This window comes from uncultured Parasphingorhabdus sp., from assembly GCF_963677535.2.
In the GTDB taxonomy this organism is placed as follows: Bacteria; Pseudomonadota; Alphaproteobacteria; order Sphingomonadales; family Sphingomonadaceae; genus Parasphingorhabdus.
This window is the reverse complement of sequence record NZ_CAXXUT010000001.1, coordinates 1173725-1197042: the sequence shown is the minus strand read 5'-3', so window position 1 is coordinate 1197042 and position 23318 is coordinate 1173725. Positions and strand designations below refer to the sequence as shown.

The 23318-nt window shown below is 58.2% G+C and carries 23 protein-coding genes; 19 read left to right on the top strand and 4 right to left on the bottom strand.

Features of this window, described 5'->3' with window-relative positions; translation table 11 throughout:
* Positions 1-211: 211 nt before the first annotated feature.
* The 3 genes from ACHZCJ_RS05705 to ACHZCJ_RS05695 all read right to left on the bottom strand — a co-directional run bounded on the left by ACHZCJ_RS05705 (position 212) and on the right by ACHZCJ_RS05695 (position 4766).
* On the bottom strand, positions 212-1255 hold the full coding sequence (locus ACHZCJ_RS05705; RefSeq protein ID WP_321325005.1) for a phytase: 1044 nt from the start codon (positions 1253-1255) through the stop codon (positions 212-214).
* Positions 1255-4092 (bottom strand): TonB-dependent receptor, encoded by a 2838-nt coding sequence (locus ACHZCJ_RS05700; protein ID WP_321324645.1) that lies wholly within the window; start codon positions 4090-4092, stop codon positions 1255-1257. The genes ACHZCJ_RS05705 and ACHZCJ_RS05700 overlap by 1 nt, the downstream gene beginning before the upstream one ends.
* Before the next feature lie 167 nt (positions 4093-4259).
* Positions 4260-4766 (bottom strand): DUF983 domain-containing protein, encoded by a 507-nt coding sequence (locus tag ACHZCJ_RS05695; protein WP_321324643.1) that lies wholly within the window; start codon positions 4764-4766, stop codon positions 4260-4262.
* Positions 4767-5042: 276 nt separating this feature from the next.
* Here ACHZCJ_RS05695 and ACHZCJ_RS05690 point away from each other — a divergent pair, with 276 nt between their 5' ends.
* The 14 genes from ACHZCJ_RS05690 (at position 5043) to ACHZCJ_RS05625 (ending at position 17307) form a co-directional block, all read left to right on the top strand.
* Positions 5043-5363: a helix-turn-helix domain-containing protein gene (locus ACHZCJ_RS05690; RefSeq protein WP_321324641.1), complete on the top strand. Its 321-nt coding sequence runs from the start codon at positions 5043-5045 to the stop codon at positions 5361-5363.
* A gap of 10 nt (positions 5364-5373) precedes the next feature.
* The gene (locus ACHZCJ_RS05685; RefSeq protein WP_321324639.1) at positions 5374-7044 is read left to right on the top strand and encodes a SulP family inorganic anion transporter; all 1671 of its coding nucleotides are present in this window, start codon (positions 5374-5376) and stop codon (positions 7042-7044) included.
* Positions 7045-7215: 171 nt separating this feature from the next.
* A complete protein-coding gene (ccmC, locus tag ACHZCJ_RS05680) occupies positions 7216-7935 on the top strand; it encodes a heme ABC transporter permease CcmC (RefSeq protein WP_159647849.1) in 720 nt (239 codons plus the stop codon).
* Complete coding sequence (locus ACHZCJ_RS05675; protein WP_321324637.1) at positions 7932-8063, top strand: hypothetical protein; 132 nt, start codon at positions 7932-7934, stop codon at positions 8061-8063. The genes ccmC and ACHZCJ_RS05675 overlap by 4 nt, the downstream gene beginning before the upstream one ends.
* Entirely contained in the window at positions 8060-8509 is a 450-nt protein-coding gene (gene ccmE / locus ACHZCJ_RS05670; RefSeq protein WP_321324635.1) for a cytochrome c maturation protein CcmE, read from the top strand. The genes ACHZCJ_RS05675 and ccmE overlap by 4 nt, the downstream gene beginning before the upstream one ends.
* Positions 8506-10443, top strand: coding sequence for a heme lyase CcmF/NrfE family subunit (locus tag ACHZCJ_RS05665; protein WP_159641006.1), 1938 nt, complete (start codon positions 8506-8508; stop codon positions 10441-10443). The genes ccmE and ACHZCJ_RS05665 overlap by 4 nt, the downstream gene beginning before the upstream one ends.
* Positions 10440-10967 carry a DsbE family thiol:disulfide interchange protein gene (locus ACHZCJ_RS05660; RefSeq protein WP_159641009.1) on the top strand — a complete coding sequence of 176 codons (528 nt, stop codon included), beginning with the start codon at positions 10440-10442 and terminating at the stop codon, positions 10965-10967. The genes ACHZCJ_RS05665 and ACHZCJ_RS05660 overlap by 4 nt, the downstream gene beginning before the upstream one ends.
* Positions 10964-11380 (top strand): cytochrome c-type biogenesis protein, encoded by a 417-nt coding sequence (locus ACHZCJ_RS05655; RefSeq protein ID WP_321324632.1) that lies wholly within the window; start codon positions 10964-10966, stop codon positions 11378-11380. Before ACHZCJ_RS05660 ends, ACHZCJ_RS05655 begins: the two co-directional genes overlap by 4 nt.
* Positions 11380-12033 carry a cytochrome C biosynthesis protein gene (locus tag ACHZCJ_RS05650; RefSeq protein WP_321324630.1) on the top strand — a complete coding sequence of 218 codons (654 nt, stop codon included), beginning with the start codon at positions 11380-11382 and terminating at the stop codon, positions 12031-12033. Before ACHZCJ_RS05655 ends, ACHZCJ_RS05650 begins: the two co-directional genes overlap by 1 nt.
* Positions 12034-12185: 152 nt before the next feature.
* The gene (locus ACHZCJ_RS05645) at positions 12186-14123 is read left to right on the top strand and encodes a potassium transporter Kup (RefSeq protein WP_159641018.1); all 1938 of its coding nucleotides are present in this window, start codon (positions 12186-12188) and stop codon (positions 14121-14123) included.
* Between the two features lie 213 nt (positions 14124-14336).
* Positions 14337-14789: a ribose 5-phosphate isomerase B gene (rpiB, locus tag ACHZCJ_RS05640; RefSeq protein ID WP_321324628.1), complete on the top strand. Its 453-nt coding sequence runs from the start codon at positions 14337-14339 to the stop codon at positions 14787-14789.
* Positions 14786-16093, top strand: a complete 1308-nt coding sequence (gene glyA / locus ACHZCJ_RS05635) for a serine hydroxymethyltransferase (RefSeq protein ID WP_159641023.1) — start codon at positions 14786-14788, stop codon at positions 16091-16093. Before rpiB ends, glyA begins: the two co-directional genes overlap by 4 nt.
* Before the next feature lie 15 nt (positions 16094-16108).
* Entirely contained in the window at positions 16109-16570 is a 462-nt protein-coding gene (nrdR, locus tag ACHZCJ_RS05630) for a transcriptional regulator NrdR (RefSeq protein WP_321324625.1), read from the top strand.
* Positions 16567-17307, top strand: coding sequence for an RNA methyltransferase (locus ACHZCJ_RS05625; protein ID WP_321324623.1), 741 nt, complete (start codon positions 16567-16569; stop codon positions 17305-17307). Before nrdR ends, ACHZCJ_RS05625 begins: the two co-directional genes overlap by 4 nt.
* Before the next feature lie 29 nt (positions 17308-17336).
* On the opposite strand, the gene ACHZCJ_RS05620 is transcribed toward ACHZCJ_RS05625, so the two are convergent.
* Positions 17337-17648 (bottom strand): chorismate mutase, encoded by a 312-nt coding sequence (locus ACHZCJ_RS05620; RefSeq protein ID WP_159641029.1) that lies wholly within the window; start codon positions 17646-17648, stop codon positions 17337-17339.
* Positions 17649-17762: 114 nt separating this feature from the next.
* On the opposite strand from ACHZCJ_RS05620, the gene ACHZCJ_RS05615 reads away from it, so the two are divergent.
* From ACHZCJ_RS05615 to ACHZCJ_RS05595, 5 genes are all read left to right on the top strand, one after another.
* The gene (locus ACHZCJ_RS05615; protein WP_159641032.1) at positions 17763-18002 is read left to right on the top strand and encodes a hypothetical protein; all 240 of its coding nucleotides are present in this window, start codon (positions 17763-17765) and stop codon (positions 18000-18002) included.
* A gap of 202 nt (positions 18003-18204) precedes the next feature.
* Positions 18205-18819, top strand: coding sequence for a 30S ribosomal protein S4 (gene rpsD, locus ACHZCJ_RS05610; protein ID WP_321324621.1), 615 nt, complete (start codon positions 18205-18207; stop codon positions 18817-18819).
* A gap of 188 nt (positions 18820-19007) precedes the next feature.
* On the top strand, positions 19008-20687 hold the full coding sequence (locus tag ACHZCJ_RS05605) for a M28 family metallopeptidase (protein ID WP_394700047.1): 1680 nt from the start codon (positions 19008-19010) through the stop codon (positions 20685-20687).
* 15 nt (positions 20688-20702) lie between these two features.
* Entirely contained in the window at positions 20703-21686 is a 984-nt protein-coding gene (locus tag ACHZCJ_RS05600) for an agmatine deiminase family protein (protein ID WP_321324617.1), read from the top strand.
* A 78-nt stretch (positions 21687-21764) separates the two neighbouring features.
* Positions 21765-23285: an FMN-binding glutamate synthase family protein gene (locus tag ACHZCJ_RS05595; RefSeq protein WP_321324616.1), complete on the top strand. Its 1521-nt coding sequence runs from the start codon at positions 21765-21767 to the stop codon at positions 23283-23285.
* Positions 23286-23318: the final 33 nt, after the last annotated feature.

Below are 23318 nucleotides of genomic sequence, written 5' to 3'. Positions count from 1 at the left end.
CTAGTGTAACCTTTGGATTTTCCGCCCCGGTGCGCGGGATTTCAAAGCTCGTATGAGCATCCTCCTTCCGTTCAAATATCAAACAACCTGTCCCGCGCATAGCGAAGGACAGGCCGGACGATAGAGGATCGGGTCGGCTGTAGGAAAGTGGTTTTGACGCGAGACGGAAGAGAGGCCGCAGATGCGCTCCCTTCCGTTTCATTGGTCAATATTATGGCGCGACGGCAGCCTTGATCTTCGACCAGCTGACCAGCTTGAAATTCTGCGTGCCGCCTTCGTTTGCGCCATCCTGCATCACCATCAGCCCTTCGGGATAGGCCGAGCCAAAGTCACCCAATATGACTTCGATGCCGTCCGTTTCCGACGTGCCGTCTATGGCGCCGTCGACCAGCCGGAAGCGGTTCACATAGGCGCCTGTGGTCAGATCGTAGAGCACATAGGCATTATCGCCCTGGCTGGAGGCAACCAGATAGCCGCCATTGACGCCTTCGGGCGCGAGGGCCAGACCCTCAACATCGGCGACCAGCTCGCGGCCATTGATATGGGCGAAGCGTTGCGGGACGAAATTGTCGGTGTTCAGATCGAACAGCCAGATGCCGCTATTCTCCTCACCGACATAGAGCCGCCCGGTCCGGTCATCGACGACGCAGCCTTCCGGCTGGGTCGCCAGCTTGTGTTCCCGGCCGATGGTTGCGGCTGGCGTGCCGCCGTCAAAGGACAGGGTGATTTCGCGGACAAAACCGCTTTTTTCGATCATATAGGCAAATGTCTCTCCGCCGCTGTCCTGTCCGAAGCAGAAGCCGTAGGCTTCGCCGGGCCCCGCCGGATATTTGCCCAGCAGCGACAGTTCCGCGGTTTCCGTGTCGAGCTTGTAGAGGCCGACATGGGCATTGGCGCGATCGTTGCGGATGCTTGCCCCTACCAGAACGGTCTTTTCGCCGCCGATCACGACTTCACGAAGATCGACATTGTTGAGCTCGCCTTCGGGAAGGAAGGATTTTTTCGATCCGTCCAGCCCGTAGACATAGAGGCCCGCACGCTTGTCGGTGCCGATGATCAGGCTTTTCGCGGGATCTGCAGCATTTCGCCAGATTGCCGGATCATCCGCAGCGTCGCGGTTGACCGTACCGACCGGAACCGTTTCCGCATCAGCGGTCAGTTCCAGGGTCGGTGCCGATGAGACCGTCGCGGTGGTGGTCATGCAACCGGACAGTGCCAGGCTGCCGAGCAGGAGAGGAGAGACTATATGTTTCATCACATCGTTATCTTTGCGCCAAATTTGAAAGTCGAGCCATATTCTTCATATTGCAGCAGCCGCTGGGTCGATTCAAAATTCTGATAGGCAAAATATTTGGCATTGTTGATGTTGATCCATTCCGCAAACAGCCGCACATTCTTGTTCAGCTTGAACTTGATGCTGGCGTCGAGTTGGAAATGATTGTCGACATAGCGGTCCTCGCTGGCTTCCGCGCCGAGTTCATCCAGATAGCGATCCCGATAGGTGCCTGCCAGACGGAAATCAAACGGGCCCTTCTCGTACCCCAGCACCGCGTTGAACGTATGCTTGGAACTGCTTGGCAGCGAGATGCTGCGCAGGTCCGTGATGTCGCCGTCGGTGGGAACCGTGCCGGTGGCATCGGTATAGGTATAGTTGAAATTGACCAGGAAGCCGTCGAGCGGATCAGGCAGGAAGTTGAGTGCTTGCGCGAAGCCCAGTTCGATACCGAACGCTTCGGCGCTGCTGCCGTTTATCGGTATGGTCGCCTCGTCAAAATCGATGCCGAAGCGGGTGCCGTTTTCTTCCAGCGAATCTACAATGAAATTCTTGATGTCCTTGTAGAAGATATTCGCTGTCAGCGCACCGTTCGAGCTGAAGTAGAATTCGGCGGAAGCGTCGAAGTTCCAAGCCTCGTAAGGCAGCAGGTCCGGATTGCCGAATTCGCCTTCGCGCTCATCGTCATCATTCTGCTCGACCGCAAAGCGGGGGGCCAGATCGGACAGGTTGGGGCGCACGACACTGCGATAGCCGGCGGCGCGCAGGACCAGGTTCCGCTGTGGTTCGAAGCGGATGTTGAGGCTCGGCAGCCAGTGGTCATAACTGCGTGAGAAGCTGTTGGGCGCAACGACCACCGTGTCTTCGGTAAACAGCACGCCGCCGAACGTGGCATCCTCCTCGACCAGGGTCACCGTATTGGCCGAGATGACATTTTCGGTGCGTTCGAAGCGCAAACCGCCGATCACGCGAAGTTTGTCGCTGTCCCAGCGGCCGAGCAGATAGCCGGCGTAAATATCTTCCTGGTTCACATAGTCGGAAACAGCGGAATCAAACTGGCTGTCAATTTCCTGCAATTCGAAATCGCCGAAATTGGAGCGGAAATATTCGGTCGGACCGGTATGGCTGGCAACCGGACCGAGATTGGTGATGCGATAGGTCTGGGTGCCTAGCACATCGGCCAGCGTGTAATTGCCGGTGCTGTCTTCATAAAATTCGACATTATTGTCGTGGCTCTTTTCGCGCCAGCGCCCCTTGAAGCCGCCTTGTACGGTGAAATCGCCGCCATCCATGGCAAAAATACGGGATACGTCGAGACGGGCCGAATATTCTTCGTCCTGGGCATCCGACAAGCTGGTCAGCTCGACATCGTCCAGTTCGTAGACGCTGGCATCATTGGCCATCGCGCCACCTGAGGCGAAGCTGTAAAGCGGGACCCGGGGGTTGCTATAGTCAAACAGGACGCTGACGCCGTCATCTTCGAACTTGTTGGAAAAGGTGCTGGGATCGAGAGAGCCATTCTCATATTCGCTCGATTTCGACCAACTGCCCGAATATTCGATTTTCCAGGGGCCGGTTTCGGTCTTGCCGCCGAGCACAACAGAGCGGATCTTCTGGCTTTCCATGCGATCCTTGATGTCCCGTTCGATCTCGATTTCGCCATCGGCGTCGTCAAACAGGGCGCTGTTGGCATCACCGCTGCTCGCTTCCTCGTCGAGCTTGAAGGTCGTGCGTCCGCGAAATTCCTGATCATCAAACTGGCTGTAGATGCCGCGCACATAGAGTTCGGTGCTGTCGCTGGCGCGGAAGTCGAAAGAGAGCGAAGCGCTGATCCGTTCCCGTTCGACATCATAGTCGCGATACTGGAGCTCTTCGGCATAGACGACACCATCGTCATTGATGTCCCAGCCGTCGGCTTCGATATTATCCGTTTCAAACTTGCGTTTGTAATAAGACAGGCCGCCGGCAACGCCAATATTGTCGGTCAGACGGGTGGAGAAATCGATGCTGCCCTTTGGCGAGATATGGTCGGCATAGTCATTATAGCTGCCTTCGAGCTTGCCGGTCAGCAGGTCTTTCTTGCGGTCAAAAGCGCTTACGGTTTTGATTTCGATGGATGCGCCAATGGTGTCGGCGTCCATGTCGGGAGTCAGCGATTTCTTGATTTCAATCGATTCGATGAGGTCGCTGGAAATAACGTCGAGAGCGACAGAACGAACATCGCTTTCGGGGGAGGGGATGCGCACGCCGTTGAGCGAAGAGGCATTCAGATTGGGGTCCAGCCCGCGGACGGATACAAAGCGGCCTTCGCCCTGGTCATTGAGAATATTGACGCCCGGGACGCGGCGGAGCGATTCGGCGACATTTTGGTCGGGAAACTGGCCGATTGAGTCGCGGGTCAGGACCGACGAAACGCCATCCGCTTCACGCTTGCGGGACAGGGAACTCGCCTGGTTGGCGCTTTGGCCGATCACCAGAATTTCCGAACCCCCGCCGCTTTTCAGCACGATATTGGTAACAGTCGGGGCGGTCTCGCTAACCGAGATGCTGGTCTGGCTGGTGTCTGCGCCAACATAGCGCGTTTCCAGCGTATAGGTGCCGGCGGGAACATTGGGAAAACGATAGCTGCCGTCGCGACCGGTGGTAACCACGCGGTCCAGTTCTACGATGCGGACCTGAGCGGATTGCAATCCTCTGGTGTCGCTGGGGTCACTGACCACGCCGCTGACCGTACCGGCCCATGCAGCGCCCGGAAGAGCAAGTAGAATTGCCGCCGATCCGATTAGTAACTCTTTGCGAAACTTAGATATTCTGGCCATGATGCCCTCCGGTAAATCTGATGTACCGGGCCTCTAGGCCTGAATTGTGAAGGGAATTGCCGGTTTTGAAGACTCCGGGGTGAATCTTTATTGACGGTTTCATGACAGGGGCGGGGCGCCGCTATCATTGCGCAGATGTTTGTTTTGCCGGGCGAGCAATCCCGCTTTCAGTGATCCTGGCGATTTTCGGGCAATGCGGGCGCGGCCGGCCTTGCCGGCTTTTCAAATCCGTTCAGGCCCATCCACCATTGCATGGCGATGATCGCGCCCTTGGCAGGCTGCAGCAGGGCGGCAATCAGGATCAGCGCCATGATGATTATGATCGCCAGATTGGTCCACATTGACAGGCCGAGTTCGTTGATCATGAAGATTATGATCGGCGCGAGTATATGACCGGTGACAATGATCGCCACATAGGCTGGGAAATCGTCCGCCTGTTGCGCGGTCCAGTCCTGACCGCATAGCGGGCAACGGTCGACCGGCTTGAGCAGCCGGGGAAACATCTTGCCTTTACCGCAGCTGGGGCAGCGGCCCAACAGGCCGCGAATGAAGGCTTCGAACGCCGATTTCGGCAGACTGGGAGCACTATATTTGTCCATCCGCTGTTCCTTTGCACCTTTGCTGGTGCCCATGTCGTCGACGATCCTGTCGAGCAAGGTTTCAAATCCGGCCATCTGTCTTGTCCTGTCCAATCATCTCTGGATATCCAGGCCGCCAACACGGCCGCCTCTCGATTGCAGCCGCTCGGAAAATTCCGTCAGCAGGCCCCGGGAAAGTGAGCGCGCCGGTTTCGGGCAGGCGCTGTCTCGGTGGTGATATATATTCTGTCCGCTGGTCGATCAGAATCGCGGGGCCGAATAAGCCATCGTCATTGAATATTCTCTATACACCATCAAGGTAAATTGTTAATACTGATATTTGATGTTTAATATATCATGAGAGATTGATAGATGATCACGTCACAACAGATGCGGGCGTCGCGGGCCCTGCTCGGGATTGACCAACGGCAGCTGGCCGAACTGGCTGGCCTGTCATTGCCGACGATTCAGCGTATGGAAGCGTCGGACGGACAGGTGCGCGGCGTGGTCGACACTCTGGTCAAGGTTATCGGCGCGCTTGAACGCGCGGGGATCGAACTGATTGGAGAAAATGCTACCAGTACCGGCATTGGGCGCGGCGTCCGGATGCGGGAGACCATAGAAGGTAAGGCGGCAACGGGTGTGGGATCGATCCTGTTCGACCAGGCAGGCTCGGATCCGGAAAGGCAATAGGCTGCCTGCCATGAACAGTTTTACGCCCAAGATCATCACCACCATGCGCGAAGGCTATGACCTCGCCCTGTTCAAGGCCGATGCCGTCGCAGGACTGACCGTAGCGATAGTTGCCCTGCCGCTTTCCATGGCGCTGGCAATCGCCAGCGGGGCTTCTCCCGACAAGGGGCTGATCACCGCGGTCATCGCCGGTTTCCTGATATCCTTTCTCGGCGGATCCCGGGTGCAGGTCGGCGGGCCGACGGGCGCCTTTGTCGTGGTCGTGTTCAATGTCATTGCCCAGCATGGCTATGACGGCCTGCTGATCGCGACAATGATGGCGGGGCTGATTCTGATCGCCGCCGGCGCATTCCGGATCGGCCGGCTGATCAAGTTCATCCCGCATCCGGTCGTCACCGGTTTTACCGCCGGCATCGCGGTGATCATTGCCTCGAGCCAGGTGAAGGATTTTCTCGGCCTGTCGCTCGATGAGGTTCCTTCCGAGTTCCTGCCGAAATGGCAGGCCTATTTCGGAGCCATATCGACGGTGCAGCTGGCGACCCTGCTGGTCGGTGTCGGCGCCTTTTTCGTGATCATCGCGCTGAAACGATACGCGCCGAAACTGCCGGGCTTCCTGATTGCGCTAGTGCTGGCGTCGATCGTGGTCGCGCTGCTCAAGCTTCCTGTCGACACGATCGGCACCCGCTTCCCCGATATGCCCGTGACGATGCCGGCGCCATCGCTGCCGATCCTGAGCTGGGCCCATATGGTCGAACTGTTGCCATCGGCCTTTACTATCGCGTTTCTCGCCGGCATCGAGGCGTTGCTTTCGGCGGTAGTCGCCGACGGAATGACCGGTACCCGCCACCGCTCCAACCAGGAACTGATCGGACAGGGGATTGCCAATCTCGGTTCGGTTGCCTTTGGCGGCCTGCCCGCGACGGGGGCGATCGCGCGGACCGCGACGAATATCAAGGCGGGGGCAAAAACTCCGGTAGCCGGCATGATGCACGCGCTGTTCATTCTTCTGTTCATCCTGTTTGGCAGCAGCCTGATGGCCTATGTGCCGATGGCGGCACTGGCCGCGATCCTGTTCGTGGTTGCCTGGGGCATGGGCGAGATCGACCGGTTCATCGCGCTGCTGCGCATGCCAAACAGCGACCGCGCGGTTCTGCTGCTCACGTTCGGGCTGACGATATTGGTCGATCTGACCGTGGCCATCGGTGTCGGGGTGACGCTGGCGTCGCTGCTGTTCATGGCGCGGATGAGCGAGACGGTACAGCTGGAAAACGGCAATGCACCCGATCCCGATGCGGAAATTGCCGGCGATGATCCGAGCCAGCGGGACGATCTTCCCCACGGGGTGGAAGTGTTCCGGATCAATGGTCCGGTGTTTTTTGGCGTCGCCGGTGAATTGCTCGATGCGATGCGCAAGATCGGAAGGACGCCGAAAGTGATCATATTGCGCATGCGACTGGTGCCGATGCTCGACGCCAGCGGGGTGACGATGATCGAGGAATTTATCGAGCAGGCCCGCGTGTCCGGCGCCAAGATCATCCTGTCGGGCGTGCAGCCACAGCCGCGCGAAATGCTCGGGCGGATCGGTCTGGTCGAGAATGATGTCGCGGGCATCTATTTTGAAGCCGATTACAAGGCATCGCTTGAACTCGCCGAAAAATTGACACTGGTCACCATTCACTAGGCGCTTGGGAACAGCCGCGGCGGATGGCCTGTGGGCAACGGCCCTAAGACGGACCTGCGGCCGCGCGACGGGTTGCAATTCGGAAAAATGCTTGTCGCCTTGCCGCGCTTCTGCCATCGAAAGCCGCGATTGATGTTGAACATCCGCAACCGAGGCAATATCGCTTTACCCATGCACGCCTATGCCAACCCCACCCGCTTCCTGTCGCTCGCCAGGCCGCTGACGCCGTTTCTGCTGTTCGGCGGTATCGCCATGGTAGCGATTGCCTGCATCTGGGGACTTTTGGCGACGCCGGCCGAGCGCTTGCAGGGCGATACGGTGAAGATCATCTTCGTCCATGTGCCGATGGCATGGCTCGGCATGGCAGGATGGTCCGGCATCGCGATCGCCAGCATTTCCGAACTGATCTGGCGGCATCCGCTCGCCTCACACGCAGCGCGCGCGATTGCGGTCCCGGGAGCGTTGTTTTCGCTTCTGTGTCTGGTGACAGGATCGATCTGGGGACGACCGGCTTGGGGGACCTGGTGGGTATGGGATGGCCGTCTGACCTCGATGCTGGTGCTGTTCTTTCTCTATCTCGCCTATATCGTGCTGGCCAACGAAACCGGCAAGGGCAGGGGGCAGAGCCGTATTGCCGCCATTTTCGGAGTTGTCGGCATCGTTAATCTGCCGATCATCCGCTTTTCGGTCGAATGGTGGGAGACCCAGCATCAGGGCACCAGCATCAATATTCTGGGCAAGTCGACGATCGATCCGCTCTATTTATGGCCTCTATTGATTTCGGCGGTCGGTTTCTCGCTGCTTTTTGGCGCAATTGTGCTTATGCGGATGCGGGCAAGCCTCGCGCAAACCAAGGTCGATGCCCGGCTGAAAAGGATGGCAGCAGAATGAACCATTGGTCCTTTATCATTGCTTCCTACGCGTTTGTGCTGTTGGGCACAGCTCTGGTCGTGACGCATAGCTATCTGGCGATGCGCAAGGCGGAAGCGAAGGCAGAACAGTTGAGCAAACGGAAATGAAGGCAAAACATCAAAGGCTGACGCTGGCGCTGCTGGCGGTGGTTGCGCTGGTTGGCGCTGGCCTGCTGGCAGCCTATGCGTTGCAGGATCAGGCGAGCTATTTCTATACGCCGTCGGATATTGTCGAACAGAAGCCTGCGGCGGGTACAGCCATCCGTCTCGGTGGCATGGTCGAGGAAGGTTCGATCCAGCGATCGGCCGACGGGGTCACGGTAAAATTTGTGGTCATGGATGCAGGAGCCCGGCAAAAGGTCACCTATACCGGCATTACACCGGACCTGTTCGCCGAGGGATCGGGCGTGGTGGCCGATGGCCGGCTGGATGCCAATGGTATATTCGGTGCCGAGACCTTGCTGGCAAAACATGACGAAAATTACATCCCGCGCGAGCTGGAAGGCATTGATATGACATCGGGCAAGCATAAAACCGAGACGCTGGTCCAATGATCGCCGAAACCGGTCTGATCGCGCTCTGGCTGGCCGCTGCGCTGGCGCTGCTGCAATTTGCGCTGGGCGCGATTGGCCTGCGGATGGGGCGGGACGATTATTACGCCGCAATCCGGCCGGTCGCGGTAGCACAGGGCCTGTTTGTCAGCCTGTCCTTCCTGCTGTTGATATGGCTGTTCTTGCGCTCCGACATGTCGGTCAAGCTGGTGGTAATGAACAGCGCGTCGGTGAAGCCTCTGCTCTATAAATTTGCCGGAACCTGGGGCAATCATGAAGGATCGATGCTGCTCTGGGTTACGGTCATGGGTCTGGCCGGTGCCTTTATCGCGCTGTTCGAGCGGTCGTTGCGCACCAGCACTCTGGTGGCAACATTGGCGGCACAGGCCTTTATCAGCTTGGGATTCTATGCTTTTCTGCTGGTCTCGTCCAATCCGTTCGAGCGCATGTTCCCGGTGCCGGCAGACGGGCAGGGTCTCAATCCGCTGTTGCAGGATCCCGGTCTCGCCTTTCATCCGCCGACGCTCTATTTCGGCTATGTCGGACTGTCCGTGGCTTTCTCCTTCGCGGTCGGCGCGATGATCACCCGCGATGTCGGCGCAGCTTTTGCAAAAGCAATGCGGCCATGGGTGCTGGGCGCGTGGATATTCCTGACACTGGGTATCACGGCGGGCAGCTACTGGGCCTATTACGAGCTTGGCTGGGGCGGCTGGTGGTTCTGGGATCCGGTTGAAAATGCCTCGCTAATGCCCTGGCTGGCGGCGACGGCATTGCTGCACTCTGTAACTGTCCTGGCGACGCGCGACAGCCTGCGCGCCTGGACATTGATGCTGGCGGTGGTCGCTTTCTCCATGTCAATGATCGGTACCTTTCTGGTCCGCTCCGGCATTTTGACAAGCGTTCATGCTTTCGCTGTAGATCCCGAACGCGGCAGCTTCATTCTGGCCCTGCTCGCCCTCTATATCGGCGGTGCGATGGCCTTGTTCGCGCTGCGGGTTGGCACGGTTAAAGAAGGCAAGAGGTTCGAACTGGTCAGCCGCGAAGGCGCGCTGGTGGCCAATAATCTGCTGCTGTCCGTGATCCTCGCTTTGGTCTTTATCGGCACGCTTTATCCGTTGCTGGTCGAAGCGGTAACCGGGGACAAGCTGTCGGTCGGGCCGCCCTATTTCAATCTGGCAACCGGACCCTTGGCGCTGCTGCTGGTCGCGGTCATGGCGGCCGGGCCCCTGCTGCGCTGGCGGCGCGATAATGCGAAGGCGCTGCTGAACCGCATATCGATCCCGATCCTCCTCACGGCCGCAACGCTTTTCGTACTGGTGTTGTTCACAACCGGCATGTCGATTCTGGCCCTGCTCGGCCTGGCGCTGGCGGTCGGTGTCGCCATCGCCAGTTTCGCGCCGCTGTGGAAGCGCAATCTGCGCCGGACGCCGTTGCATATCTATGGCATGGTCTTTGCCCATTTCGGCATTGCCGTCGCGCTTGTCGGCATGGCGTGCGAAAGCAGCTTTACCGAGGAGAAGCTTGTGGCAGCAAAGCCGGGTGACGAGATTGTCGTCAACAACTGGCGATTGCAGTTCGAGGCGATCGAACCGATGGCAGGACCCAACTGGACCGCGCTTGAAAGCCGGATGACCGCGCAATATGGCGATGGTGTGATTCACGAAATCACCCCGCAGAACAGGATGTTTGCCGCGGCCCAGACGCAGACCAGCGAAGCCGCGCTGCTGACCCGCTGGAACGGGCAACTCTATGTCGTACTCGGTGAAGGCGACAGCGAAGGACGCTGGCAGATACGCGTCTGGTGGAAGCCGTTCGTTACCCTGATCTGGTTTGGTGGCATATTGGTTGCGTTGGGTGGCTTTCTGGCGATGATCGGCCGGTTGCAGCGTGGCTACAAGCAGCGCAAACAACGCGAATATGCCGAGATGATGCTATGAACCGCTGGTTGCTCTGGTTGCCGCTTGCGCTGTTCGGCCTGCTTTTCGCCACCTTCGCGACTGGCCTGATCCTGCCGAAAGACAATATTATCGAGAGCAAGATGGTCGGCAAGCCGATGCCGGATTTTGCCCTGCCAGCGGCCATCGAACAACGACCCGGCTTGAGTAGCGCCGATCTGGCGAAGGGCAAGCCGACCTTGCTCAACATTTTCGCCAGCTGGTGCCTGCCCTGTATCGCTGAGGCGCCGCAATTGCTGGCGCTGCAGCAGGCCGGTGTCGAAATCAACGCGATTGCCAGCCGCGACACACCGGAAGATATCGCCAACTTCCTGAACCGCTGGGGCAACCCCTATGCACGGATCGGCACCGACACGACCAGCAAGGTGCAACTCGAACTGGGATCTTCCGGGGTGCCGGAGACCTTCGTCATCGATGGCAATGGCATTATCGTACATCAACATATTGGCGATATCCGGCAGGAAGATGTCGACATGCTGCTGAAACTGCTGGAGGATGCGGAATGACGAGAGTTCTGGTCTTTCTGCTTGTATGTCTTGCTGCTCCTGCCGCGGCGCAAACCGGCCTGCCGCCTGCTCCTTATGCCGACCGGCAACTGGACGATCCGCAGCAGGAAGCGGCCGCCCGCGACCTGATGGAAGAATTGCGTTGCCTGAAATGCCAGAGCCAGTCGATTGCCGACAGCAATGCGCCGATGGCCGGTGACATGCGCAGCCAGGTGCGGGAACGCATCGCCGCCGGCGAAACGCCGGAAGAGGTTAGAAGCTGGCTGATCGAGCGTTATGGCAACTGGGTATCCTATGACCCGCCGATATCCTCTGCGGTTACTTGGCCGCTGTGGATTGCTCCCATTATTTTGTTGCTGGCGGCCCTGTGGCTGGCGCGCGGGCGTTTTCGCAAATATCGGGGTGAGCAATAATGGGCTGGATCATCCTTCTTTTGCTGGTGCTGCTTTGCGCTGGTGCGTTGATCATTTTGGGCAAATTGTCCCGGCAAACCTTTGAAATTACCGCTGCCGCGCTGTTGCTTGGCGTCGCCGGCTATGCCTGGCAGGGCCATCCCGGCATGGCGGGCGTGTCGGTCGAGCCGACGGAAAAACCCAATAGTTTTGATGGGGACAGCATCGAGGCGCGCAACGAGATGGGCGAGCGTTTCGGCACCGCACGCGACTGGCTGGTCTTTTCCGATTCTCTTAATCGCGCCGGGAAGCACGGTGCGGCCGCCAATTATCTGCGCAACGGGGTGAAAGAACATCCCGAAGATCCCGATTTGTGGGTCGGGCTGGGCAACGCGTTGGTCGTCCACGCCGATGGCGTGATCACGCCCGCCGCTCAGTTCGCCTTCCAGAAAGCAGCTGACCTGTCGCCCGAGCATCCCGGTCCGCCGTTTTTTCTCGGCCTGGCCTATGCACAGTCGGGCAAGATCGATCAGGCCCGGGCGATCTGGAAAGAATTGCTGGAAAGAAGCAGCGAGGACGCTCCATGGCGTGCCGATCTCGAGTCGCGGCTGGCGGCCATGGAACGGGCTCAACCATCGCTGCCGATGGTGCCAGATCAGCCGGAAGCTGAGTAAAAGTCTTGCAATATGAATGGGTTGATATTCCCGACTTGTCGCTTTGTTGCACCTGCTAAATGCTGGTGCTAAGCGCTCGCGCTTGCTGAAAGCAATGTCAGTAAACAGACTATTGTGTCCATTATGAACGGGGAAGCCTGACCGGCCCACCAATGTCCGCAGAAGCAACCGAAAATCCAGATGCCCCGAACACGGTGCAGACCCATGGCTCACCCCAGCGCAACACGGCGATTGCCAAGCTTGCGGCCGGTGCAATCGGCATTGTGTTCGGCGATATCGGCACAAGTCCGCTTTATGCTTTCCGGGAAACCTTTGTCGGCGCCCATCCGCTCGAGCTGGACCGTATCCATGTACTGGGCGTCGTCAGCCTGATATTCTGGTCGATGACCCTCGTGGTGACGATCCAATATGTCAGCATCACGATGCGCGCGGACAACAAGGGGCAGGGCGGCAGTCTGGCACTGGTGGCGCTGATTTCCGGCGCCATGCGACGATCGAAATTCGGCTGGCTGGCGATTCTGCTCGGCGTTTTCGCAACCGCCTTGTTCTACGGCGACAGCATGATTACCCCGGCCATTTCGGTGCTTTCGGCGGTCGAGGGGCTAACGGTAGTGCAGCCGGGTCTTGGCCATCTGGTCATTCCGATCGCGCTTGCTTTGCTGATCTTCCTGTTCCTGCTGCAGTCGCGGGGAACCGCCAAAATAGGAGCTTTGTTCGCGCCGGTGATGTTCGTCTATTTCACCGTGATCGGCACATTGGGGGTCATCCAGATTATCGGCCACCCCTCGATCCTGATGGCGTTTAACCCCTGGTACGCGGTGCAGTTTTTCATCACCGACGGTATCAAGGCCTTTCTGGCGCTCGGTTCAGTGGTGCTGGCTGTTACCGGTTCGGAAGCGCTGTTTGCTGATATGGGCCATTTCGGCAAAAAGCCGATGCGCGTTGCATGGTATGGCTTCGTCATGCCGGCTTTGCTGTGCAATTATTTCGGGCAGGGCGCGATGATCCTTTCGCTCGATCCCGCCGGAGCGGCCGCCGCTATTCAAAGTCCATTCTTCATCATGGCGCCCGAAGTGCTTCGCCTGCCGCTTGTCATCCTTGCGACCATGGCGACATTCATCGCCAGCCAGGCGGTCATATCCGGATCCTTTTCCGTCACCCATCAGGCCATCCAGCTCGGTTTCATTCCCCGTCTGACGATCAAGCATACCAGCGCGTCGGAAGCCGGGCAGATTTACATTCCGTTCGTCAACTGGGCGATCATGATTGCGGTGATCCTGCTGGTATTGACCTTCCAGAGCTCGAGCAATCTGGCTTCGGCTTATGGCATTGCGGTCACCGGCGCGATGTTCATCGACACCTGCCTGCTGGCCATCGTGATGATCGTGCTGTGGAAATGGAAATTATGGTTCACCATTCCGCTGCTGGCCGTTTTCTTCATTGTCGATGGCGCCTATTTTGCCGCCAATCTGACCAAGGTTCCCGATGGCGGCTGGTTCCCGCTGGCAGTTGGTGGCGTTGCCTTCATCATCCTGACGACCTGGGCCAAGGGGCGCCAGATCATGCGGAAGAATATGGCGGAAGCGGCGATGCCGATCGAAATCTTTACAAAATCAGCCGCAAATAGCGCGACGCGCGTGCCGGGCACAGCCATTTTCATGGCCTCCTCTTCCGCAGGCGTGCCCTCGGCGCTGCTCCACAATATCAAGCATAACAAAGTCATCCACGAGCGGGTCGTGATCCTGACCGTCAACATCAAGGATGTGCCGACCGTCGCGGCTCACAAGCGCTGCGAGGTGAAGGATCTGGGTCATGGCTTCTATCGCCTCATCCTCCATTTCGGATTCATGCAGGAAACCGACGTTCCCGAGGCGCTGAAACAGGTCAAGGAGTGTGGCATGGAATTTGACATGATGACCACCAGCTTCTTCCTGTCGCGGCAGACCTTGTTGCCGTCAAAGAAACCGGAGATGATGATCTGGCGAGAAAAACTCTTCGCATGGCTGCTGCGCAACGCCGCGACTGCGATGGAATTTTTCAAACTGCCCAGCAACCGCGTGGTGGAACTTGGCAGCCAGATGGAAATCTGACCGGTGGATAGACCGGTATCCTGATGCTATTTCAGGACGTTACTGGACGTGATTATGGTCGCATATATTTTTCTGCCGGAAAGGGACCCCGGCCTTCGCCGGGGTTGACGCTTCGTCACGCTGCGCAAGACGCGGCGTGTCAAATATTTGGTGGCCTATCCGGGAAGTCTCTACTAAATAGCGGCCATTCGATTCTAACGACAGGAACAGCCCATGCGCGTTGCCATTGCCTCCGATCACGCCGCCCTCGATATGAAGGCCACGCTGGTGAATTGGTTGCAGGAAGCAGGGCACGAAGTCAGCGATCTCGGACCGATGACCGCCGACAGCGTGGACTATCCCGATTTTGGCTATAAGCTGGCTGATGAAGTGGCTTCCGGCCGGGTCGAGCGCGGCGTCGCGCTGTGCGGTTCGGGCATCGGCATCTCGATGGCGGTCAACCGCAATCCGGCTTGCCGCTGTGCACTGGTCTCCGAAGGCCTGTCGGCTAAGCTGGCTCGGGAACATAATGATGCCAATGTCATCGCCATGGGCGCGCGGCTCGTCGGCATCGAAATCGCGAAAGACTGTCTCGACATCTTTCTGAATACCACATTTGGCGGCGACCGGCATCAGCGCCGGGTCGATAAATTGTCCGCCCCCCAAGCCCAAGGAGCAAGCGCATGAGCAACGTCGCCGATATTCAGGATATCCGCCAGACCGGTTTCTTCGACTTTTCGGTGGACGAGAGCGATCCTGCGGTTGCCGGAGCAATCAACGCCGAACTGGCCCGGCAGCAGAACCAGATCGAGCTGATTGCTTCTGAAAATATCGTCTCCCGGGCGGTGCTGCAGGCGCAGGGGTCGGTCTTCACCAACAAATATGCCGAAGGCTATCCCGGCCGCCGCTATTATCAGGGCTGTGCGCCATCCGACGATGTCGAGACGCTGGCGATCGAACGCGCCAAGCAATTGTTCGATTGCGGCTTCGCCAATGTCCAGCCGCATTCGGGCGCGCAGGCCAATGGCGCGGTGATGCTGGCGCTGGTCAAGCCGGGCGACACGATCCTCGGCATGTCGCTGGATGCGGGCGGTCACCTGACCCATGGCGCAAAACCGGCGCAATCGGGCAAATGGTTCAACGCTATCCAATATGGCGTCAATGATGATGATCATCTGATCAATTATGAGGAAGTCGAAGCGCTGGCCAAGGAACATCAGCCGAAACTGATCATCGCCGGTGGCTCTGCCTATCCGCGCGAGATTGACTTCGCCAAGTTCCGCGCGATTGCCGACGCTGTCGGTGCGATCTTCATGGTCGACATGGCGCATTTCGCCGGTCTGGTCGCTGCTGGCCTGCACCCCAGCCCGCTGGATCACGCCCATGTTGTTACCACCACCACGCACAAAACATTGCGCGGGCCACGTGGCGGCATGATTTTAACCAATGACGAAGCCATTGCCAAGAAGATCAATTCCGCGGTTTTCCCCGGACTGCAAGGCGGTCCGCTGATGCACGTGATCGCGGCCAAGGCGGTTGCCTTTGGCGAAGCGTTGCGCCCAGAGTTCAAGAGCTATTGTGCGGCGGTCATTGAAAATGCGAAAGTACTGGCGGCGACGCTCAAGGAACGCGGCGCCGATGTGGTCGCCGGCGGCACCGACACTCATCTGGCGCTGATCGATCTGTCGCCGCTGGGTATCACCGGCCGTGATGCAGATGAAGCGCTGGAGCGGGCCGGCATCACTTGCAACAAGAACAGCATCCCCAATGATCCGCAGCCGCCGATGAAGACCAGCGGCATACGCGTTGGGTCCCCTGCCGGCACCACCCGCGGCTTCGGCCCGGCGGAATTCCGGCTGATCGGTGACATGGTCGCGGATGTGCTCGACGGACTGCGCGAAAAAGGCGAGGCCGGCGACCCGGCTGTGGAAGCCGATGTTCGTGAACGGGTGCAGGAGCTTTGCGACCGTTTCCCGATTTATCAGGATTGATCGGAAAGCCAGGCCATGCGTTGCCCCTTTTGTGCCCATGACGACAGCCAGGTGAAGGACAGCCGTCCGACCGAGGACAATACGACGATCCGGCGCCGGCGGCAGTGCGAAAGCTGCGGCGCGCGCTTCACGACCTTTGAACGGGTGCAGCTGCGCGAGATCACGGTGGTCAAGAGCGAGGATCGCAAGGAACCGTTCGACCGGTCGAAAATTGATCTGTCGGTGGCGCTCGCCTGTCGCAAGCGCGGTCTGGCGCAGGAGCAGATGGATCAGCTCGTGTCCGGAATCCAGCGTCAGCTGGAAACCAGCGGCGAGAGCGAGATTCCCTCGCAGAAAATTGGCGAGATGGTGATGGAAGGCCTGAAGACGCTCGATAGCGTCGCCTATATCCGCTTTGCGTCAGTCTATAAAGATTTCACCGAAGCCAAGGATTTCAAGGAATTTGCCGGCAGCGTCAAAGACGTCGGCGGCGCGTGAGCAACCAGCCCGCCATCATATTGGTAAACCCGCAGCTCGGTCAGAATATCGGCAAGGCGGCGCGCGCGATGCTGAATTTCGGGCTAACGGAAATGCGTCTCGTCAAGCCGCGCGATGGCTGGCCCAATCCCGATGCCGGACCGGCGGCATCCGGTGCGGATCAGATTTTGGAAGAGGCGCAGGTGTTCGAGACCACAGCCGAAGCGGTTGCGGATTGTGCCCATGTCTACGCCACCACCGTGCGCAAACGCGGCATGACCAAACCGGTGCTGGCACCGTGGGAAGCGGCGGAAGATATGGCGCAGGCCAGCGGCAAATGCGCGATATTGTTCGGCCCGGAGCGGTCCGGTCTCGAAGTTTCCGATGTCGAGTTGGCGCGCAAGATCATCACGGTGCCGATCAACCCCGAGTTCGGGTCGCTGAATCTGGCGCAGGCGGTCATTCTGGTGGCCTATGAAATATCGAAAATGGACAGCGCCGCCAATGTCCAGCCGACACTGGAAAAGAAAAAGGCCGAACCGGCACCGCAGAAAGAGCTGGATATGTTCTACGAACATCTCGAGCGGGCGCTGGACAAGAACGGCTATTTCTATCCGCCAGAGCGCGCCGCAGCGACGAAGGTCACTCTGCGCAACATGTTGACGAAGCCGGCATGGACCAATGAAGAGGTGAAGACATGGCGCGGGATTGTCTCGTCGCTCGAACGTCCGCCGCGTAAAGACAAGGCGGAAAAATAGCCGATAAAACTGCTATTTCCACAAATATGCTATTTGCGCAGCTGGTCCCATTTCTGCAGTTCATAGCTGATCGACGTTTCCACCAGCAATTCCCAGATCGCCGCCATGGTTGGTGCCGGGATCGACGCCTTTTCTGACAGGCGTTTCACATTCGCCAGAACCTCAGCCTTGCGTTTTTCGTCCCTGACTGCCCCGCGGTCTTGCTTGATTCGCGCAGCTGCATCCATGCAGGCAAAGCGGAGCCGGAAAAGATCAATCAACTCGGCGTCGAGTCGGTCGACAGACTCCCGCAATTGCGTCATATCGTCGATTGTCCTGATGGATTCACTGCTTATGGTCATGGCAGGGCCGATAATTTACTATGATCAAAATGTCGAGCAGGAAGGCTGTTTCAAGTAGCTTTTCAGAGCGCCCCTGGCTATATTCTGGCCAACATTCATATTTTTGGAGTAATCATGCTTACACTATTTTTATCACTGGCCTTGGCTGGCGATGCGTCGGCAGCGGCGAGCGATGAGCGGTCTGCAAAAGAAGATAAAGTTGTTTGCCGTTCTGAGGCGGTTCTCGGTTCAAAGATTCCCGAGCGTATTTGTCGTACGACGCGGGAATGGAAGCAGTATGAAGAGGAAAGTGCCCGTCAGCTGGAGAACCGTTCAAGCTACAGCCGTGGCACGCAGAACCGCAACGACCCCTGACAGGTTATCTGGTCAGCATCGGCTTTTCCAGACTATATAGATTCACGCGCCTTGACAGATTTGAAAAAATCTGATCAAGGCGCGTCAGCAATTGGCCCCGCATCCCGGTGAAGCGGCGGCCGCATCATACCTCCGGACGACAAGAGGTTTTGATGGTGCGCTCCGGGAAGACTTAGAAACAGCAAATTTAGGAGTCATTGATATGACCAAACGTACCAGTTCCAAATATAAGCTTGATCGCCGTATGGGCGAGAATATCTGGGGTCGTCCCAAATCTCCCGTCAATCGCCGCGACTATGGTCCGGGCCAGCACGGTCAGCGCCGCAAGGGCAAATTGTCCGACTTCGGTATCCAGCTGCGCGCCAAGCAGAAGCTGAAAGGCTACTATGGCGACGTGACGGAAAAACAGTTCCGTCGCGCTTATAAAGAAGCCGCTGCGATGAAAGGCGATACCAGCCAGAATCTGATCGGCCTGCTCGAGCAGCGTCTCGATATGGTAGTCTATCGCGCAAAATTTGCGCCGACCATTTTTGCTGCCCGTCAGATTGTCAGCCACGGCCATATTCGCGTGAACGGTGTCAAATGTAATGTCGCATCGCGCAAAGTTGTTCCGGGCGACGAGATTTCGCTCAGCGACAAGGCCAAAGAAATGCTGCTGGTCATCGAGGCACAGAGCCTGCCAGAGCGTGAAATTCCGGAATATGTGAACCCTGAAGGTACCGACAAAGTATCTTATGTCCGTGTTCCGACCCTGGACGAAGTGCCTTATCCGGTGACCATGGAGCCCAATCTGGTCGTCGAATTCTATTCGCGCTGATTGGTTTCAAACCAGTTTCAAAAAAGGCGGCTTTTAACAGCCGCCTTTTTTTTGCCCGGCGTTTCGGTGACATGTCGGTTCTAGTGCCAGCCCAAGAGCGCGCATCCTAACGCTCCTTGCCTTGCCGAATATCGTCTGCCATTGAGTACAGAAGGATTTTCGGAACTGAAGATTTCAGAAGGAAAAGCATGATGTTGAAACGGTCTCTTTGGATGCTGCTGGTACCGTCGCTGGTACTGTCCGGTTGCACGAAGATTGAAGAGGGCAATAGCGGGGTAGCAATCCCCGAAATCGCAGCGCCGGAATTGTCGGTCGAGACGATGAAATCTATCACCGAAGAGCTTTCTTCCGATGCCTTTGAAGGCCGTGCACCCGGTACGCCGGGTGAGGAAAAGACGCTGGCGCTGCTGACCAGCAAGTTCGAAGAGGCCGGATTGTCGCCGGGCAATGGCGAGAGCTGGTTTCAGGATGTGCCGCTTGTATCAATTGAAGCCAAGAATGTTTCTCCTTTGACGGTGACCGGCGGAACCGAGGATCTCAGTTTTGCCTACGGCTCCGAGATGGTGGTCACCAGCTATCAGGAGCAACCGAAAATAGACATTGCCAACAGCGATATGGTCTTTGTCGGCTATGGCGTGAACGCGCCGGAGCGCGGCTGGAACGATTATGAGGGCGTCGATGTCAAGGGCAAGACCGTCGTCATTCTCGTCAATGACCCCGATTTCGGTACCGAAAGTCTCGAAGGCGAATTCGGTGGCCGGGCGATGACCTATTATGGACGCTGGACCTATAAATATGAAGAAGCGGCGCGCCAGGGTGCCGCGGCGGCCCTGATCATTCATGATACCGAGCCCGCAGCCTATGGCTGGAACGTGGTCGAATCGAGCTGGAGCGGGCCGCAATTTTACGCGCAGTCGGCCAATGGCGGAGCCGACCAGACGAAAATCAACGGCTGGATCCAGAAGGATGTCGCGGCTAAGATTTTTGCCGCTGCCGGCAAGGATCTCGAAGCACAGATGAAAGCGGCCAAGAAAAAGGGATTCAAGGCGATCGACCTCGGTCTGAAAGCCTCGACGTCGCTTGAAAATACGATCAGCAAGATGGACAGCAAGAATGTCGTCGGCATCTTGAAGGGCAAGACCCGTCCCGACGAATATGTGCTTTACACCGCGCACTGGGACCATCTCGGCCGCTGCAAGCCGGCACCCGACGGGGATGATATCTGCAACGGGGCTGTCGATAATGCTACCGGCACGGCTGCTCTGGTCGCCCTGGCCGAAGCCCATGTGAAAGCCGGCGCACCGGACCGCAGTCTCATCTTCCTCGCCGTGACGGCCGAGGAATCGGGCCTGTTGGGTTCCAAATATTATGCGGAAAATCCGATTTATCCGCTCAGCCAGACCGTTGGCGGTGTGAACATGGACGCGTTCGGCATGGCAGGCCCCGCCAAGAATGTGATCGTAGTCGGAAAAGGCAAATCGGAACTGGACCGTTATCTCGAAGCGGCGCTGACCGGTGATGGCCGGGTGGCCGAAGCCGAGCCGACACCTGAAAAGGGATTCTATTACCGCTCGGATCACTTCAGCTTCGCCAAACTGGGCGTGCCAATGATCTATTTCGAAGGCGGCGAGGATCTGGTCGATGGTGGCCGGGAAGCCGGGGAAGCCATTTCGAAAGATTATGGCGAGAACCGTTATCACGGTCCGAAGGACGAATATGATCCGAACTGGAACTGGGACGGCGTGATGAGCGATCTGAAAATCTATTATACGGTCGCGCGGATGCTGGCGATGACCGAAGACTGGCCGAACTGGAATGAAGGCGACGAATTCCGCGCAGCGCGGGACGAAAGCCGCGCTGGCAACTGATTCCGGACGCCACGCATGACAAGATGGCCCGCAGAGTGGGAACCGCATCAGGCGGTCTGGATCGGCTTTCCCGGTGATCCGGCGGAATGGCCGGTGGGCAGGGCTGCAGCGCAGCAGGAAGTGGCTGCCTTTGCCGATGCCGTCGCTGCCAAGGGCGCTGGAGAGCAAGTGGTTCTGGTGTGCCGGGACGCTGCCGACGCGGAGATCGCGCGCGATCTGGTGCCATCCTGTGTGGAGGTCGTGGTCGAGCCTTTCGGCGATGTCTGGCTGCGCGATACGGCAGCGATTTTTGTCATGGGTCCGGACGGTCCTGAGGGCCGCAATTTCGGTTTCAATGGCTGGGGCGGAAAATTCGACATGGCGGGCGACCAGGATATCGCGGAGCGGCTGGCGCAGCGCTTCAATCTGCCGATCAGTGACGAGGACTGGATATTGGAAGGTGGCGCGATCGATGGCGACGGTGCGGGGCGTCTGATAACCACCGAACAATGCGTGCTCAATCCCAATCGCAATGCCAATCTGATCAGGGAGCAGGTCGCCGAGCGGTTGCGCAAAGCCCTGGCGGCGGCGGATATCTGCTGGCTGGGAGACGGGCTGGTCGCCGATCACACCGATGGCCATGTCGATAATCTCGCCCGTTTTGTTGCCCCTGGCACGGTGGTCATTCCCGAGGCCGATAGCGCCGACGATCCGAACAGGGTGATATTCGAAGATGCGGCGCGGCGCGCCCGCTCATCCGGTCTCGAGGTGATCCGCTTGCCCTCGGCCGGCAGATATGAGGTGGATGGCGATATTGCGCCTGCCAGCTATATGAACTTCTATATCGGCAACAAAATAGTGGCGGTGCCGCAATATGGGGCCGAAAATGACGCCAGGGCGGTCGAACATATTGAGGCGCTATTTCCCGACCGCAAGGTTGCTGGCCTGTCCAGTCAGGCGTTGCTGCGCGGAGGAGGCAGTTTTCACTGCATCTCGCAACAGATTCCGCTGTCCGCGTAACCCGAGCTCCAATTTGTACGAACCCTTGTCGGGGCGGTGCAAGATGCTAGTCTCGGACGCCTAGCGAAGGGATGTTTGATGACCGACGGAATTTTGGGCGTATTGAGCGCACTGACCTATATTTTCATCCTGCTGCTCGGGCTGGGGCTGGCCGCTGTGGTCATCATGTTCATCATCGACATCAACCAGAAGCAGGACGCGGTGCGCCGCAATTATCCGGTAATCGGACGTTTCCGGCATATATTCTCCGAACTGGGCGAGTTTTTCCGGCAGTATTTCTTTGCCATGGATCGCGAGGAAATGCCCTTCAACCGGGCCGAGCGGGAGTGGGTCGAGCGCGCCGGCAAGGGCATCGACAATACGATTGCCTTTGGTTCAACCAAGAATCTCGACCCTCCGGGCACGGCGATTTTTGTCAATGCCCCGTTCCCGAAACTGGACAGCGATGCTGCTGCCACCACAACATCCACGATCGGGCCTCACTCGCGCAACCCCTACGAGGCACGCTCCTTTTTCAATATTTCCGCGATGAGTTTCGGCGCCTTGTCGGTACCCGCGGTCCGGGCCCTGTCGCACGGAGCCAAACTGACCGGATGCTGGCTGAACACCGGGGAAGGTGGCCTTTCGCCTTTCCACCTCGAGGGAGGCTGCGATATCGTCTTCCAGATCGGCACCGCGAAATATGGCGTGCGCGATACCGACGGCAGTCTGAGCGACGAGAAGCTGCGCGCCGTGGCGGCGCACGAGCAGGTCAGGATGTTCGAGATAAAATTGTCACAAGGGGCCAAGCCGGGCAAGGGCGGGATACTGCCCGGTGAGAAAGTAAACCGGATGATCGCGGAAATCCGTGGGATCACTGAAGGGCAGCCGAGCATCTCGCCCAATCGCCATCCCGAAGTGAAGAATGTCGATGATCTCCTCGACTTCATCCATCATGTTCGCGAGGTGACCGGAAAGCCGACCGGGATCAAGGCGGTGGTTGGCGCCTATGGCTGGTTGGAAGACTTGTGCGCGGCGATCCACGGGCGCGGAATCGAGAGCGCGCCGGATTTCTTCACGCTGGACGGCGGGGATGGCGGAACCGGCGCTGCCCCGATGCCGCTGATGGACAATGTCGGCTTGCAGTTAAAGGAAAGCCTGCCGATGCTTTCCGATATTTTCCACCGCTATGGACTGCGCGACCGGATAAAGATTATCGCTTCGGGCAAGCGGATCACTCCGTCCAGTGTGGCATGGGCGATTTGTGCGGGCGCCGATTTCGTCAACACCGCCCGGGGTTTCATGTTCTCGCTCGGCTGTATCCAGTCGCTGAAATGCAATATGAACACCTGTCCGACCGGTGTGACCACGCACAATCCCCGGCTGCAGCGCGGGCTCGATCCGCAGGACAAGAAAGTCAAGGTGGCCAATTACTGCAGAAATATTGTTCACGAAGTCGAAGTGATTGCCCATAGCTGCGGTGTCGACGAGCCGCGGAAGCTGGGCCGGAAGCATGTCCGGATCGTCCAGGATACCGGCAGGTCGGTGCCCTATGACGAGCTCTATCCGCGACCCGACATCTTGCCGCAATACAGGCGGTCTATGGAAAATACCGGTTAATATATATTGTGTCCTGATCGGCCTCGCTTAGGA